This window comes from Paenibacillus sp. Negev47 (assembly GCF_058313655.1).
The window spans coordinates 2,439,881-2,456,533 of the sequence record NZ_CM177754.1 but is presented as its reverse complement, the minus strand read 5'-3'; the positions used below and the strand labels follow the sequence as shown (position 1 = coordinate 2,456,533).

10 protein-coding genes are annotated in these 16,653 nt (G+C 47.3%); all 10 read right to left on the bottom strand.

The window, feature by feature from the left end; all coding sequences use genetic code 11:
- Window positions 1–176: 176 nt before the first annotated feature.
- The 10 genes from AC4G47_RS11310 to AC4G47_RS11265 all read right to left on the bottom strand — a co-directional run bounded on the left by AC4G47_RS11310 (window position 177) and on the right by AC4G47_RS11265 (window position 16,405).
- The gene (locus AC4G47_RS11310; protein ID WP_253438357.1) at window positions 177–635 is read right to left on the bottom strand and encodes a GNAT family N-acetyltransferase; all 459 of its coding nucleotides are present in this window, start codon (window positions 633–635) and stop codon (window positions 177–179) included.
- Window positions 625–1,812 carry a formate-dependent phosphoribosylglycinamide formyltransferase gene (gene purT, locus AC4G47_RS11305; protein WP_491106040.1) on the bottom strand — a complete coding sequence of 396 codons (1,188 nt, stop codon included), beginning with the start codon at window positions 1,810–1,812 and terminating at the stop codon, window positions 625–627. Before purT ends, AC4G47_RS11310 begins: the two co-directional genes overlap by 11 nt.
- 458 nt (window positions 1,813–2,270) lie before the next feature.
- Window positions 2,271–4,121, bottom strand: coding sequence for an ABC transporter ATP-binding protein (locus tag AC4G47_RS11300; protein ID WP_036613270.1), 1,851 nt, complete (start codon window positions 4,119–4,121; stop codon window positions 2,271–2,273).
- Window positions 4,118–5,890 (bottom strand): ABC transporter ATP-binding protein, encoded by a 1,773-nt coding sequence (locus AC4G47_RS11295; protein ID WP_458123034.1) that lies wholly within the window; start codon window positions 5,888–5,890, stop codon window positions 4,118–4,120. The genes AC4G47_RS11300 and AC4G47_RS11295 overlap by 4 nt, the downstream gene beginning before the upstream one ends.
- 324 nt (window positions 5,891–6,214) lie before the next feature.
- Window positions 6,215–9,904: a dynamin family protein gene (locus AC4G47_RS11290; protein WP_491106039.1), complete on the bottom strand. Its 3,690-nt coding sequence runs from the start codon at window positions 9,902–9,904 to the stop codon at window positions 6,215–6,217.
- Between the two features lie 412 nt (window positions 9,905–10,316).
- Window positions 10,317–10,589: a hypothetical protein gene (locus AC4G47_RS11285; protein WP_017687779.1), complete on the bottom strand. Its 273-nt coding sequence runs from the start codon at window positions 10,587–10,589 to the stop codon at window positions 10,317–10,319.
- A gap of 23 nt (window positions 10,590–10,612) precedes the next feature.
- Window positions 10,613–11,308 carry an endonuclease III gene (gene nth, locus AC4G47_RS11280; protein ID WP_036607558.1) on the bottom strand — a complete coding sequence of 232 codons (696 nt, stop codon included), beginning with the start codon at window positions 11,306–11,308 and terminating at the stop codon, window positions 10,613–10,615.
- A gap of 163 nt (window positions 11,309–11,471) precedes the next feature.
- Window positions 11,472–14,210, bottom strand: a complete 2,739-nt coding sequence (locus tag AC4G47_RS11275; protein ID WP_491106038.1) for an S-layer homology domain-containing protein — start codon at window positions 14,208–14,210, stop codon at window positions 11,472–11,474.
- A gap of 72 nt (window positions 14,211–14,282) precedes the next feature.
- Window positions 14,283–14,960, bottom strand: coding sequence for a GerMN domain-containing protein (locus tag AC4G47_RS11270; protein ID WP_491106037.1), 678 nt, complete (start codon window positions 14,958–14,960; stop codon window positions 14,283–14,285).
- A 35-nt stretch (window positions 14,961–14,995) separates the two neighbouring features.
- A complete protein-coding gene (locus AC4G47_RS11265; RefSeq protein ID WP_491106036.1) occupies window positions 14,996–16,405 on the bottom strand; it encodes an N-acetylmuramoyl-L-alanine amidase family protein in 1,410 nt (469 codons plus the stop codon).
- Window positions 16,406–16,653: the final 248 nt, after the last annotated feature.

Here is a 16,653-nt window from a genome sequence, read left to right as displayed (position 1 = left end):
CCCTGTCACTTATTTTGCATGCCACTATCCCTGTTTACAAAACCATAAAAAAAAGACATTCAGACTAAAGATGCTAGTCGAATGCCACTTCACCATCTATTTATCATTCACGACACCAGAAGGTGCAGATCAGGATATAAGGAGAATTTTCATGTTATAGGAAAGACCTTTTTATACTATAGAAGAACCTTACTGAACCGATAACCTCTCTTCTGAAAACCAATGTGCTCATAAAAAGAGTATGTTGTTGAAGTCACTTCACGGTTCGCACCCGTGACAAACAGTTGTTTACCACCTTGCTGTCTGCCCCAATCTTCAGCACGAGCCATCAGACGACGGCCAATTCCACCACCACGATGTTCCTGGCCAACGATCAGAGAAGTAATTTGTGCGGCAGGTTCTGGATAGGCATGACTTTGCACACATTGCAAGCCAATCACACCAATAATTTGTTCATCCACTTCGGCAACAAGCATGCACGCGTTTGGATTGGTTTCCAAACATTCAATGCGCTCTTTCATGACATTGGCTGTTGTCGGATAGCTGACCTCTCGCATCAGTCCCGTTACCGCTTCAGCATCTCGCAGTTCACACTCTCGGATCATCAGTACAGGGGCCTCAACATTATTGGACATGATTTACCTCCACTTTCAGCATATTAGCGGCTTGCACCGCTGTTCTACGAGCTTCTTCCACATCTTGACCAGCACTTAGCGCTACAGCCATTCGGCGTCCTACTTTGGTCTCAGGTTTGCCAAATACACGAATCTGAGTACGAGGAAGAGCCAGTGCTTCTTCAATCCCGCCTATAGTAAAGTCAGATGTCTCATCATTAGCCTTCAGCGTTGCTGAAGCTCCCGGTGTCAACAGATGTACACCTGTAACCGGAAAACCAAGAATTGCACGTACATGCAGCGCAAACTCGGAACTGTCTTGCGTCACCATTGTTACCATGCCGGTGTCATGCGGACGAGGAGATACCTCGCTGAACACAACACCATCCGGAGTCAGGAACAATTCCACTCCAAACAGTCCATAACCGCCAAGTTCATCCGTAACAGATTTGGCAATATGACAAGCCTGCTCCCATTGTTCAGGAGTCATTGCATGAGGTTGCCAAGATTCGACATAATCCCCATCCTTCTGAATATGGCCAATCGGAGGACAGAAAACGGTGCCTGATACCGACCTAACGGTAAGTAATGTAATCTCACTGTCAAATTGCACAAAGCTCTCCACGATGACACGAACGGATTTGCCACGTGCTCCCGAAAGAGCAATGTTCCAGCAATCCTCCACGTCGCCCGGTGTATGGCATACACTCTGCCCTTTACCGGAAGAACTCATCAATGGTTTAATAACACAAGGTGTGCCAAGCTTACGTACGGCTTCCTGAAGTTGTTCCAGGTTATCCGCAAAAAGGTAATCAGCTGTCGGAAGTTCCAATTGTTCGGCTGCAAGCCGACGGATGCCTTCGCGATCCATCGTTAGACGTGCAGCTCGGGCAGTAGGTACTACACAAAATCCCTCTTCCTCAAGCTCCAGTAAAGCTTCTGTTGCAATAGCTTCAATCTCAGGTACGATGTAATGAGGCTTTTCTTTACGGATCAATTGCTTCAAAGCTTCAGCATCCAGCATGTCGATGCAGTAAGACCGGTGCGCGACCTGCATTGCAGGTGCGTTCTCATAACGATCAACAGCGATCGTCTCTACTCCCAGTCGTTGGGCCTCAATACCGACCTCTTTTCCCAATTCTCCACTGCCTAGTAGCAGCATTTTTTTGGCTTGAGCCGTAAAAGGAGCACCCCACATGTTCTTTCCAATCCTCCCAAAGAGAAATCTTCTATATCTGTCTCTCTATTTTCGGGGTTTTGGTTAAAGATTGCAAGAGTGTCCCCTATTTTTCTTGTGAATTTTACAAGATTTTTTGTGTTTTTTCGATCAAATTTTACAATTACCGTTCACAGATTCGATACTCCTTCCATTCCTCCCATAATTAAGGAAATGTTAAAAGAACAGATTTTAATACTCCAGCGGATCGAAATACACAAAAAAATCCCAAGTTTAAAACCTTGGGATTTTTCGATTTATTCTCTGAAGATTTCATTTAATCTTTGAACCACTCTTGGTGTTCCTCATAAGCCACTCCGGCTACTTCACCTGTCTTCAATGAATAAGATGCACTTATTATTGAAGGATCAGGCTAAAGAACGCCAGAGTGTTATAAGTTCATATGTGATCAGACGCTTCACAGTCGTCCAAGGATATCATCACAAAAATCTGTATTGAGCTTCTATTAATCCATTATAAACGCCTTGTTTCTGGATAAGTTGCTCATGGTTACCCTCTTCTTTAATTTCTCCATGATCCAGGACGATAATGTTATCTGCGTTCCGGATTGTCGATAGACGGTGAGCAACCATAAAGGACGTTCTTCCCTGCAACAGCACCTTCAACGCTTCCTGGATTTTAAGCTCTGTTTCGGTGTCGATGCTGGCTGTAGCTTCATCCAGGATCAATATGCGTGGATCGGCAAGAAGCGCACGGGCAAAGGATAACAATTGCCGTTGTCCCATGGATAATACGTTTCCGCGTTCTTCTACTTCAGTATCATATCCACCAGGCAGCTTCATGATGAACTCATGTGCATTGACTGCTTTTGCCGCGTCCTCCACCTCTTCATTCGTTGCATCCAGTCGTCCAAATCGAATATTGTCACGGATTGTACCCGAGAAGATGAAGGTATCCTGTAATACAATACTGATCTGGCTGCGTAAACTCTCTACCGTTACATCCCGCACATCCTGTCCGTCAATGGTGAGACGTCCGCCGGATATATCGTAGAAACGGCTGATTAGATTGATGATCGTACTTTTACCTGAGCCCGTATGACCAACAAGTGCAATCGATTGTCCTGCAGCCGCCGAGAAGCTGATTCCTTTCAACGCCTGTCTGCCCTTCTCGTATTCGAACACAACATTTTCGAATGCGATATCTCCTTTAATAGAAGGAAGCGGCTTGGCACCTGGTTTGTCTGCGATACTTGGCTTTTCATCCATGAATTCGAAGATGCGCTCCGATGACGCCATCGCAACCAGCAGCTGATTGTACATCTGTCCCAGACGGTTGATCGGGTCCCAGAAGTTGCCGACATAGTTGGCAAAAGCAACAAGTAATCCCACGGTCAACTGACCTTCCTGAATCAGGTAAGCACCAAACCAGAAGAGAATCAATGTACCGAAACCGCCTGTAATTTCAATCAGCGGTCCGAAGCCTTGGTTCATCGCTGATGCTCTATCCCATGACTTTTTGCTGGACAGGTTCATGTTGTCAAAATACTTCATGTTCTCTTTTTCCTGTGTATAAGCCTGAGTCACTCGAATCCCCTGAATAGATTCATTCAAATGGGAGTTAATACGGGAGTTCTTCATGCGCACATCCTGCCAGGCACGACGGATCAGCACCCGCAGTTTGGTCGAGATGATAAACATGATCGGCACCGTAATGATCACGGCAAGACCCAGTTTCCAGTTAATCAACAGCAAGATCACAATGATCCCGAGCAGCTGCACGCAGTCGATCATGACGTTAACTGCACCGTTGGTGAACAGATCCTGAAGAGAGTTAATATCATTCGTCACACGCACCAGTACGGAACCTGCCGGTCTTTTGTCAAAAAAGTTAAAGGACAGCTTCTGGATATGCTTGAACAGATCCGAGCGAAGATCATAGATAACGCGCTGTCCAATAATGTTCGTCAGTTTGATCCGGTACGTATTGGCTGCCCATTGAATGAGATACAACACGAATATGGAGCCTGCAATAAGATAAAGCATAGTCATACTCGGCAACCCCGTTGCCGGTGCGATGGCCCGGTCAATCGCCAGACTGATCAGAAAAGGTACGGACAATTTCGTGATGGTACCCAAAATCATCATTAGAATAACGAGTGGTAACAGTTGTTTTGCATAAGGTTTCATGTATGCAAATAAACGTCCGAATTCTTTCCAGTTAAACGGCTTTTCAATAATTTCATCGTCCTGATAAACAAATCGTTCATTCAGTTTCTTCTCAGAGGCCACTTTGGCCTCGCGCCTGTCTGCTATCGTTTCGGCACTCATGAATTCACCTGCTCCCCAGCCTCCCGCTTACCGCGGGCAATATAATCTGCATATTGAATTTTATAAACATCCTGATATGGTCCAGGCACCTCAATGAGTTCGGTATGTTTGCCACGTTGTACCACGCGACCTTCATCGAGTACCAGAATCTCATCTGCATGTCGTAGTGAAGATATCCGGTGTGCAATAATAAATGTAGTTCTGCCGCGCATGACTTCCTGGAAACCGGATTGAATCTCATGTTCCGTCTCCATGTCCACGGCACTGGTTGCATCATCAAGTACCAGAATTTTCGGATTTTTCAGCAAAGCCCTTGCGATCGCAATCCGCTGTTTCTGTCCTCCCGATAATCCCATACCACGTTCACCAACCACCGTGTCATATCCGTCTGGGAACTCCATAATGAATTCATGTGCCTTGGCCAGCTTGGCTGCACGGATAATTTCATCCATGGTGACGTTCTTAAGTCCGTATGATATGTTATTGCGAATGCTGGATGAGAACAGGAATGTTTCCTGGAATACAGAAGCGATCTGACTCCGCAAACTGCGGATACCTATATCTTTGATGTTTTTTCCATCGAGCTTGATCGTTCCCGAGTTCACGTTGTATGCACGCATCAGGAGCTGAATAATGGTCGATTTACCTGACCCTGTTCCCCCGAGGAAACCGATTACAGAACCGGGTGCAGCATCAAAATTAATATCGGTTACCGCTGGCATTTTGTTGCCGTAGGCAAAGGTTACGGATTCAAATGTCACATGGCCGTTCACTTGGTCTGCCTCCACAATGACCGGATCTTGCGTTTCTTCCACATCCACTGGCGTATTGAGCAGTTCGAGCACCCGTTCACCTGAAGCCTTGGATTGCGTATAGTTGTTGATATGGAACCCAAGGTTCCACATTGGACCGATTATGTACCAGATCAAACTGAAAAAGGCAACGAGTTCACCGAGTGTCAGCGTCTTCTGTATAACCATTTTTCCACCGATTACCAGCAACAGAACGATACTCACCGAAGCTAGAATCTCCATGATTGGAAAATAGCGACTCCACAATGTTGCGGCATGGATCTGATTCGTCTTGTAACGCTCATTGCGTATAGAGAATTTCTCCACTTCATAAGGCTCACGTGCAAAGGATTTTACCGTACGTACTCCAGTGATATTCTCCTGTACCGCTGTCGTCAGTGAACTGAGCGCCAGCCGCATCTCCTGAAATGCAGGGTGAATTTTGGATTCGAATCTCAGCGCAACGAAGGCAAGTAATGGGATGCATATGAGCGTGAACAGCGTAAGCTGCCAACTCATGGTCATCATCATGATTGCGCCGAATACGACCATCAAAACCATGTTAAGAATCTGGGCGAAACCAAATCCGATAAAGTTACGGATGGCTTCCAAATCTCCCGTGAGGCGGGACATCAGATCACCTGTCTTGGCCGTATCATAATAACGGAAGGATAAAAATTGAAGCTTTTCGTAACATGCGTTACGGAGTCTGTACGCCAGGAAGTTACCCAAGCGTCCTCCAAAAAAGCCATGTAAAAACTGCATTCCCGCTTTCAAAATAACTACACCTAACACAGTCAAGGCAATTATGGGAACGTCTTCAAAAGTGCGCGGAACAATAATATCATCAATCAGTATCCTCAGCATGTACGGATACACCAACCCAAGCGCGGTCGCTAAGGCGAGGAAAAAGATTGATACAAATAAATACGTTCGCTTTTCCCAAAAAAAGGTTTGCAGTTGCCTAAGAACATCCATGTTTCTCCTCCTCTTATGTCGTTCAAAAATACTATGAACATTTATGAAGTTTATCACCGTACCCCATTCGCGGCAAAGCGAATAACAGACCATATTCTGCCTGCTTTCAGCTTATTGACGCATTAACGAAGGTAAATGCCCACCTTTCAATCAAATGTTTGAATATTCTCTTTATTTCAGGTTGTTCGTACAAAAAAAAGGCTCCCTATATGCCTTTTCGGCAGGAGCCTTTTTGGGTTGGTTTACGCAACATTTTCAATATGTTGCTGTATCCATCATTTTGTTTTACAAAGACTTCCAGAGAATACGCGTCATGCTACGATTTTAACTGCGTTCAATCTGTTCCAGTTGTACAGACAAGCTCGACCATTGCTCGGCCGGAATTCCACTCTCCAGCGTATCTTGAATTCCGCTCACCGCCTCGTCCAGACGTTCTTCCAACTGACGGGATTGGTGCTGCAATGATTGACGAAGCTGGTTGTCATAAAACTGAATCAGCTTGTCTTGTGCAGCAGGAAGAACTTCAATGATCATCTGTTTGAGGACAGGATCCAGTGCCTCTTGTAACCGCTGACGTCCATCCCCTTCGAAGAACTGCTTCGGATTACGGAAATAATTCAAATAGTTCTTCCACCCGGACGGTTCTTCCAAACGGACTTCTTCGAGCACAGGTGTACTCCAATGTTCGTTCAATGGCAAAGATACATCCATGCCCCCAGATAACTGTCTCACCTCGTCTATACATTCCGTAACTTGCTTCATCAGCCAGGTCTGACCAGCCTGTTCGAGTCTGAGGGTTGTGGCGAGCAGTTCCTGCTCCAGTTCAATTGCAATCATGCGCAAAAGCTCACGTCCACAGGCTGCAAAAGCCGCCTTCAGATTCCCCCGATCCTCCCGAAGCACGGATGGATGGAATGCTTCTGCCATGAATAGACCAAGGCGATAGGCAAGTCGCTGACGCACATGGAAGAGCAATTCTGCTGTTTCCTGTGACAATTCTTCCTTCATGGATCGCTCTGCAAGCCGCTGTATGCGCTGGCGTGACTGTCCCTGAATGGTCCCAAGTTCATCCCGCCGCTGCTGCAATGCTTCTTCGCCCTGAGCCGCATCCTCCGCACGCTTCTTCAGTCGCTGAATGACGCGTGCCATCTCTTCGGAAGCACCACCGACGGCAAGATCGGCTAATTCTCTGCCTGCAAATTGATTGAACTCTTCCTCAAACCGGATAAAACCGGATTGCTCAAGCAGCTTCGAATCCCCAGCCATCTTGCCTTCCATCGCCAGTATACTGGATACCGGGAAGAGTCGTGGTGCCCGAATTCCGTTACTGCGCAGTTGAGTGCTCACATGATCGAGAACCTGCTCCAGTTCTTCCTCGGAGGAAGACAGGTCACTGGCATTCACGACAAAGAACATCTGATCCATGGCAGAACTATCCTTGACACGTCCCAACTGGTTCAGGAACTGGCGATCTCCTTGTGAGAAAGCATGGTTGTAATACGTTACGAAAATGAGTGCATCTGCATTCTTCATATAATTGAAGGTCACACCCGTATGACGAGCATTCACGGAGTCTGCTCCTGGTGTGTCCACCAATACAATACCTTGCTCAGTTACATCGCAGCTGTAGTAGAGATCGATACTGTCTACAAAACAGGACTTCTTCTCGTTTGCGACAAAGTTACGGTAACCCTCCAGATCAACCAACACATCCTGACCTAACTGGTCCGCTGTCTCTTCCCAGCCGGATGCTGCTGCCTGCAAAAAGCTGTAATGCGGGCGCCCCGCGGGATGGACATCCTGTGGCGATAGGGAACGTACTCGCTTCTGCCACTCGGTTCCAGGCTCACCCAGGCCGAGCAATCGGAAGGAATAACCGAGGTCTTCCTGGAAGGCAGCCCGGGTCTTCATGCGGACCCGGGCTGTTCCATGTTCCGCGCCCCCTGCAGGAGCCATGATCCGGTTAATCGCCGCTGTCGTTGGATGCGGCGAGACGGGTAGTACGGCTTCGCCCAGCAACGCGTTGGCGAAGGAGGATTTGCCGGCGCTGAATGCTCCGAACAGCGCCAGAGTGAACGTGCCGCCCGCAAGCGAAGCCGCGCGTGCACGCAGATCCCGTACCGCCGACCCCATGGCGGGGTACGGCTCCACCAGCGCAGCAGCGGCTTCGAGCCGTGCCGCTGCTGCGTCCAGGCGTCGGCGGCGTTCAGCGCCAGCCGCCGACGATGGCCCAGGCACCCCCGCTGCAGCTGTGCGCTGCGTCGGCGGTGCCTCTTGCGTCTGTGGCTGCGCAGCCACAGACGCTGACGTGCCCGCATGCGGACCGGGAGCTTCGCCCGGTCCAGGCACCGCGGGCACGTGCGGGCCCTTCACCTCCGGCAATAGCCCGGAGGGGAGGGGGCCCGCATGGGGCAGCAGGCTGCGCAGCCCTGCTGCCTCTGCGGCGGCGCTGCGCTGGAGCGCCGTGTAGCGCGCCGCCGCCGCGGATTGCGCCAGCAGCGCTGCGCGGCTGGCGTCCAGCGCCTGGAGCGCAGCTTCGCCTTGCGCAGCCAGCACCTCCAGCATGCGGTCGGCCAGCATCATGGCCGACTTGCGATAGCGGGCTTCGATCTCGCCCCGCAGATCTTTGCTGAATTGAATCACATACTCTGGAGAGACTTCTGCACTGGCACTGCGTTTCATCTCCAATAGTGCTTCATCTACAGAAGGCAGCTCCGTATTGAGCGCCTGCTCCCACTCCGTTCCCCATAACTGATGGGATTCACCCAGCTGCCTAAGCATCGTACGAATATGTACTTCCACTTGTCCGGAAGCCTGATCCTGTAATAGCCGCACCAGTTCAGAAGCACGGCGTTGTTTCTCCTGCTCAGTTTTACCGCCTGAGAACAATAAGCCTACCCTGAAGCCCGGTTTACGGCTCTCCAAATAGGCAGCAGCCGACGTACGAATATCCGCAGGAGTAAGATTCGCGTTCGCAAGAAGGGGTTCCAGCTCTGCCCTGAACTTCTCACGCACTCGCGAAGGCCCGGTACGAATATCTGCTGCTTGTTGATCGAGAAGCTCCAGTTCTCGTTCCAAGCGTTCAATCCCTTCCTTGCCACCGATCTCATCCAGGAGGGAATTCTCTTCATCCTCGCGTTTCTCCGCTTGTCTCGTCAGGTGTTGCTCTGTTACATGATTGGCCGAACTTGCCAAACTGTGCTTAATTAAAGCTTCCTTCTCTTGCATCATGTGTCCAATGAGTTCCGGAAGCACATCCCACTGGTTATAGCGATGCTCCTTGTCGCGGAGGGAAGTAAACAACAGTCCGTCATATCTGACTTCCCAGGCCGCAAATATAGCTTCCACACCTTCGGTGTATTGGTCAAAAGAAAGCTCCCGCTCCCGATGCTTGTCGATCTGGTTCACGATCAGAAACAGCGGTTTGCCCCAATCTGACAGACTCTTGGCAAATGAAAGGTTTGTCTCGGACTGAACATGATTATAGTCCATGACATAGAACACCACATCAGCCAGATGGAGCGCGGAATGAGTCGCGAGACTGTGCCCCCGATCTGTTGAATCCACACCTGGTGTATCCAGCAGAACAGCATCATCTTTCAGCAGCGGGATATCATCCCATACCTCAATTGAGCTATAAGCTCCACCATTTTTGCAATACGCCTCCAATTCCTCTGGAGAAACTTCAAGTGTCCCTGCTCCATTGTCAGCGCTTACGTTTGTTGATGTATAAATGAGCGCTCTCGGTTTACCATTACGTATGGATACCACATTCGCACTTGTTGGCACGGGGCTTGAAGGCAGCACCCGCTTTCCGCATAAACTGTTGATTAGACTCGATTTGCCTGCAGAGAAGTGACCACAGAACGCAATCGTCAGATGTTTCATTTCCGCCTTGCTGATTAAATCCGTTAAAGCCTTTACAGCCGTATGGTCCCCTGTCTGCTCCATCGCTTCACGCAGCGGAAGCAGAGGTTTGGCCATTTCTTTTGGGTAATCTGCTGTTCTGGACATGACTGGCCTTCCCCCTGGCTCCTCTAATTTGACATCCGTTTCGACGTCTATCTCTTTTACAACATTTATTTTAACATTATCAAGTTTGAATTTGAACGGTTGGAATTGAATATACATGACACTACACAGTAAATATAAGAAAAGCTTCCGATCGAAGCACTATCGATATGATGAACCATTCGTGGTTTAGCGGTTGCTTTTCTTTCGAATATCAATTCCTTCAGCTCTGGTGAAAACGTATAGATTCTATAATCTAAAAAAAAATAAAACCGAAACAAGTCGGTTTTATCTGTATTACGTTCTATAATCAGCAATCAGTCAAATGTCTGTTGCATTAAAGGCCGACGCAATCACCTTAACCAAGACGATCCACATGGCATTAACGCAACAAGACCACTGGTGTAATCACTTCTTAGGAAACTGCGTTCTCCATGGAAGGCAACAAGATTTCAAATACTTGTCCATGTTGCAGGATTGTAATGTCTCTGCCTTTGTCTCTCATGACAACAACTTCTGGTTTTACGGACATACGCTCCAGATAATGTTCAGGCACGTCGCCAGAATGGCTTACTGTGATGCCTTCTACTTCTTTTTCTTCATTTTCAGCCATTTCCTGTTCAACGATCTGTTCAAAAATATCGGAGAAGGCCTCAAAATTGTCAGTGTACACGGAAATGCATTTCATGATTATTCATCCTTTTCTGCTCATTAATTTATTTTTCGTTTTCGGGTAGTGACACGTTCCTTATCTTTCCTGATTTGGGACGTTTTCATACGTTTTTTCCCTTCCCTGCATATGTCCAGCAATGGACAGATATGACACGCAGGGTTCTGTGCCTTGCAATGGTAGCGTCCAAAAAATATAAACCGGTGGTGAGTTAAAGTCCACTCATCCCGGGGGACGCGCTTCATTAGTTTCTTCTCGACTTCAAGTACGGAGTCATCCCAACCTGCAAGGGCCAGCCGCTTGGATACTCGTTCAACATGAGTATCTACCGCAATTGCCGGTACTCCAAATGCGTTGGAAACAACTACATTCGCGGTTTTCCGCCCGACACCTGGTAGCGTCACAAGCTGATCATGTTCCTGCGGTACATCGCCGCCATACTGCTCTATTAAAATTCGGCACATGTTCTGAATATGCTTGGCCTTGTTCCGATACAAACCAATACGCCGTATATCCTGTTCCAGCTCTTCGAGAGGAACCGCCAGATAATCTGCTGGGCTTCTGTATTTTTGGAACAAATCTGCAGTTACCTTGTTCACCGTTTCATCGGTGCACTGGGCAGACAAAAGGACAGCTACCGTCAATTCAAATGCATTGCTGTGATTTAATTCGCAATGTGCATCAGGAAACATTGCTTCCATAGTTTCGAGTATATGTCTAACCGTCGCTGCATTCATGAAGAGCTACCTCCCACAAAATAACTCCATTCTGAGGAGCCTTACTTCGAAGCTTCATCCAAGTGCTTTGCGGGGACCCCAAAAAGCTTGCAAAAAAAACGTCTTGATGCGGGAAAGATCCCGTATCAAGACGGTCATTCTTTTGATCCTCGAAAAGAAACGATTACTGTTTTTGAATCTCCAGAATAACATTGTTCAGGAGATACAATACAATATTATCATTATCTCTGAGAGATTGCACGCTTAAAGTATTGTCACCCTGGTGAACAAATACACTTGATCCGAGTGCAAAACGATAGTTCGTGTCTGCTGTCGATTCCCGCTTAACCAGAATCTGGTTGCCAACGCCATCATAAGACCAGAATTGTTTGCTCATGACAGTCAGCACTCTGAAACGTGTAGAATTATCCGTATCTTTTGTCATTTCGACACGATCTCCGACCGTAAGACTAGTCAGTGAAGTTAAGGTAGAGCCAGATTTTACGACTTTAACCGAACCGCTAACAGGCACGGTTTCAGTCTGACCGTTAAACTGCTTAAGTGTTACGGATGAAGCATCCACGGCTGTGACTTCAGCCAACGTGCGCTTCACGACTTGTACCGCTTTTGGCGTAGCTCCTTCAAACGTTACATTAATCAGGTTGCCTGCTGTCAGTTGTGAAGGCGTGATCGTCTGACCACTCTCTCCTGTCAGCACCGCTTGATCCACGTAGAACTGACTTGTCAACAGATCGGATTTTACTCGAATACGACCATTCGCTTCCAAGGCTACGACTTCGAATTGAGCCACAGTGTTCAGTGCAACCTTCTGAACCACATCCTGATTCGCTCCAAGCGTTACGGTAACTTTGTCACCAATCTTCAAATCTCCCAGACTTGCGCCCGATTTATTATAGATCTCAACCGTAGAAGCGGTAGTATAAGGCACTGTAATCGTCTGATTACCAGACAACAAACTGATTTTTTTGCCCGATGTGTCAATGTTGCTAATCGTACCTTCGTACTTGTAAATCACTTTAACGGACAACGCACGTGTTCCCACATAGGTCAGATCCAATTTGCGACCATCATTTAAAATCGACTCCAGACCAGCGAGTGTAGGTTTGGTCGTATTGTAGTCCAATTTGGTTTTTTCGTCCAATGTAAATACAAACGGTTTTTTGTTGTTGTCCAGTACGGTAAGTACCTTTGTTTTGCTGTTGTAAGATACAACCGTTACTCCGTTCATAGGTTCCATTTGACGTCCAATCACCTGAATACGCGTTACCTGATCGTCAGAGTTCAATGACAGCTCCACCTGATCTCCGTTCGTTGCATCTGTGATTAGATCATTTAGCGTCGCATCCTGAATACCATTAATAATAACTTCCGGTTTTTCAGTCAGCAGTTTCGCCTCAAGGGAACCCCCTTCACGTTTGAACGTTAACGTGGACTGGTTGCCACCGATCTCAACCAATGTTCCGCGCACCGATTGCTCCACACCTTGAGACAATGCGATTGTTTGCAAAATACTGTCCTTTACGGTGTATTTCACGGCACTGCCAGCTTTGAGATCAGCCACTGACAGAATACGGTTTTGATATGTGACAAGCAGATTGTCATTGTATGCAAACTGCTCTGTAGCACCCGCTGCATTGACAAGTTTGATTGTTTTGCCAGAAGTGGATACTTCAGCAATTACACCATTGTCACTCTTGTTAACAATGCCGGATTTCACACGAATAGCAACTGTTTTTTTGTCAGCCGAGAACGTCTCACGCTGTATTTCAATGATGCTATCAGCTGTAATATCGGACAGTTTGATTGTATTACCATTCTGATCAATGAATGCAGTTGCCTCATCATAACTGTACGTTTCGTAATTTTCGCCCACAAAGATACCAATCTTGTTACCAGACAATGAACGCGCAAAAGTACCTTCAACGCTTTCCACCTGCGGTGTAGCATCAACGACTTCCACATAAGAAGCCCCACCTGCCGAACCTACAACCATAACTTTCGTATATAGCTTCACATCTGTGGATGAAGCACGGGTTTCACTGTCTTTCGTAAAGTAAGGCGTACTGCTGTTCACTGCGAAGTTAACGGCTTTACCGTCCACAACCAGCGTGATCTGCCCATCTTTCAATCCAGTCACATAACCCGTGGATGTGTTCGGATACGTTGTATCCGTTAACGATTCGCCACGACTGAAGAAGGTAGCGAGTTGAGCACGGGTTACGGAACCGGTTGGATTGAATTTGTTGCCTTCCACACCTTTGGCCAGATCCAGGCTAACAGCCAGATTGACATAACCTTTACCACTTTCGGAGATACTTGCATTATCAGCAAATCCGGTAGATTGATTGTTTTGTGCCTTGGCTTCAGCATCCTTGTCCAATGAACGGATTAACAATTTCGTAATCCATTCCCGTGAAGCCGGTTTTTGACCCCAGGATGTCTTGGATACATCCACCGTTGATTCTTCCGTCTTGTCAATCAGTCCCAGTTGAAGTGCCAGCGCGACATATGGCTTGAAATAATTTCCCACTTCCATGTTTGTCGGTAATGCCGCAGCCGTGTCGGTATTCAACTGGCCCTCTTGATTCATAAAACGGATTGCCATAGTTACAGCTTCTTGCTGAGTTACCGCGTCTCCTGGACGGAACAAGCCGTTATTACCGAGGAGAATACCTTGATATGCCAGTTTGTACACATGTTTCTCAGCCCAGTATCCGACGTTGATGTCACTGAACAAACCAGTTGGTGCAGCCGTGTTCGTTATTGTAGCAGTCTGACCCTGCCCCGTTTCTGTTGATTCTGCTGCCATGGCAGCTCCACCGGCGCTAAGGGCCATCATGCCTGCAAGCACGGCTGATACTACTTTTTTAGAGTGTGATGGATGGTTATATTTAAAAGTCACCTATGATTCCCCTCTCTCATGTAAAACGACCTATATTCCGTGAATTCACGGTACGACAGCATGCTGTAAAGCCTATCTTGTCATTGGATGTTCAAGATCCACATGGCCCATCAGACTCTCGGACTGTTGACCGTCTACCAGTAAATCAAGTGATTTAACTTCATCAAACTGGAAGAATGTTTGTTTCAAAGCATCCAGCGCATAGGATTCTCCACCTGCACCAAGACGTGCCGTATCTGGCATATGAATATCCAGCGTAAGGGCTCCATCTTTGAACTGCACAGATTTCAATTCAATCTCTTTCGCCCACAGTGGAACTAGTTTATCGTCTTTGCTCTGTTGCAAAGATTCAAAGGCAGCCTTATACTTGGCATCCTCCGATGCATATGAAATCTCTGCCGAAGCTTTGTGCAACTCCAGTTCTTCTTCATCCGTATAGAATACAGTGATCGTTTTCTTTTCATTGCCTTCGGAAGTTGCTGGCGTCTCCGTGGACGTTCCGCTAGACGGAGTAGTCGTCTCCTCTGAGCTGCCTTCCGTGGATTCTGTAGGTGTTGTGTTCTCTTCAGGATCAGCAGTTACCGGTTCGGTAATTGTTTCGCCTTCAACTTCGGTCACATTGGTTTCGGTTTCGGTTTCGGTTCCTGCGCCTTGCGTCTGATTCGGAGCAGCTGTTGGCTTGCTTCCACATCCAGCAGCAACTGCCATAACCGTGACCAGCAAGGCTGCAATCCATATTTTCTTGTTCATTCTAACTCCGCCTCCTCAACATAAGGGCTTGTCCCTTATTTAATTCCCAGGTACTCTTTGATTCCTGCAACAATCCCTTTGGCAACGCTGTTCTGGAAACTCTCCGTGAACAAGGCTGCTTCGTCACTCTTGTTGCTAAGGAATCCACCTTCCAGCAGAACTGCTGGCATTGTCGTTTCACGGGTTACGTGGAGACTTGCCGTTTTCACTCCACGATCTTTCAGTCCGGAAGACTGCAAAAGATACTTGTGCATTACAGTGGCAAGTGCTTTGCTGTTGGAGCGTGTATAGAATGTCTCTACACCGTTCGCAGCAGCCGGGCCACTGTTAGCATGAATGGAGATAAAGATATCCGCTTTTATGTCTTGTGCAATCTTCACACGTTCTTTTAATGCCAAAAATGTATCATCGCTGCGCGTTAACACAACGTCAATTTTGGATTCTTTTTTCAACAAGGCTTCTACTTTCAGAGCTATTGCCAGATTGAAGTCCTTTTCACGTTTGCCTGTTACACCGATTGCCCCAGGATCCTGATCTCCGTGACCTGCATCAATAACGACAACTTTTTTGCCATTATCACCAACTGGAGGAGCAGGTGTACCACTTTGATTGTTGAGGTCAATCATGATCAGTCCGGAATCATTTTGCACACTGTACCCTTTTGAACTCGACAGATCGATCACAAAACGAAGTGTGGATGGACTGTTGCTGTATAACGAGTAACGAATCTTAGACACATCCGGATAGCCGCTAACGACGAGTTGTCCATTCTGGTTGCTGTCTAAAGCCTGTCCTTCACTGAATGAATCAGCAAATGCGGTATTCGGCAAGTCTATAACGATTCGATCTGGTCCTGTCATCGTGAAGACGTTCGGCTTCGTACTTCCGCTTGTTGCAATCATGAAGCGGTTGTCGCTGAAGCTGATGCCGTTCACCAGTACAAGACCTTCCTGATCCGATCCTCCACCTTCATTGCCAGAGTTCGGAGGTGTGGTTGTCCCGTTTCCGGAACCTGAATTCTGGGTAACTAATGTTACCGTCTTCGTGGTATTGTTCCAACCCACCTTAAGACCCATTTCCTCACCAATAAATCGGAGAGGCACGAGTGTAGTACCATTTTTAACGAGTGGCGGGGCATCCAGGTTTACGTTACTGCCGTTCACCGTTGCCGTCTTCTGTCCAACAATCATCTGCATGGCAGTGTTGTCTTTGCTGATAGTCACAGTTTGCGTTTGCTGCTTCCACTCCACGCTATACCCAAGATTTTCGGACACAACCCGGATCGGAACCATCACCTTGCTGTTGATAATTTCCGCCTTCGTATCCGATGGCTGTACGATTTCTTTTCCGTCTAGGATAATTTTCGTGTCTGTTGCTGCATGACTATAGCCCGGGAAAACGAGCCCAAAGACAAATAACAGTACCAAAAAACCGAACTTCTTCATCCTTCACCCCTACCATTCTCATATTTTTTTGCCGCATGTTGTCATTTTCCAACTCCGACTGACCGCTTGGGCATTACCAGACACCTATTAGACGCCCCTCGCGCTCAAAAGTTGCGAATATATTCCAACATAACAGAAAAAAAACGTTGTCAGATCAAGCTTTTTTTACATTTTAATGTCTGTTTTTTTCCTTATTTATCAAATATACATCTCTAAACAACGTACTACCCTAACCTTCATATTTGCGC

Coding starts and splice junctions, on each gene's coding strand:
- purT (WP_491106040.1), bottom strand. CDS start 1,812: ATGTGGGGTGCTCCTTTTACGGCTCAAGCCAAAAAAATGCTGCTACTA.
- AC4G47_RS11270 (WP_491106037.1), bottom strand. CDS start 14,960: ATGAACAAGAAAATATGGATTGCAGCCTTGCTGGTCACGGTTATGGCA.
- AC4G47_RS11265 (WP_491106036.1), bottom strand. CDS start 16,405: ATGAAGAAGTTCGGTTTTTTGGTACTGTTATTTGTCTTTGGGCTCGTT.
- AC4G47_RS11295 (WP_458123034.1), bottom strand. CDS start 5,890: ATGGATGTTCTTAGGCAACTGCAAACCTTTTTTTGGGAAAAGCGAACG.
- AC4G47_RS11300 (WP_036613270.1), bottom strand. CDS start 4,121: ATGAGTGCCGAAACGATAGCAGACAGGCGCGAGGCCAAAGTGGCCTCT.
- AC4G47_RS11285 (WP_017687779.1), bottom strand. CDS start 10,589: ATGAAATGCATTTCCGTGTACACTGACAATTTTGAGGCCTTCTCCGAT.
- AC4G47_RS11290 (WP_491106039.1), bottom strand. CDS start 9,904: ATGTCCAGAACAGCAGATTACCCAAAAGAAATGGCCAAACCTCTGCTT.
- AC4G47_RS11310 (WP_253438357.1), bottom strand. CDS start 635: ATGTCCAATAATGTTGAGGCCCCTGTACTGATGATCCGAGAGTGTGAA.
- nth (WP_036607558.1), bottom strand. CDS start 11,308: ATGAATGCAGCGACGGTTAGACATATACTCGAAACTATGGAAGCAATG.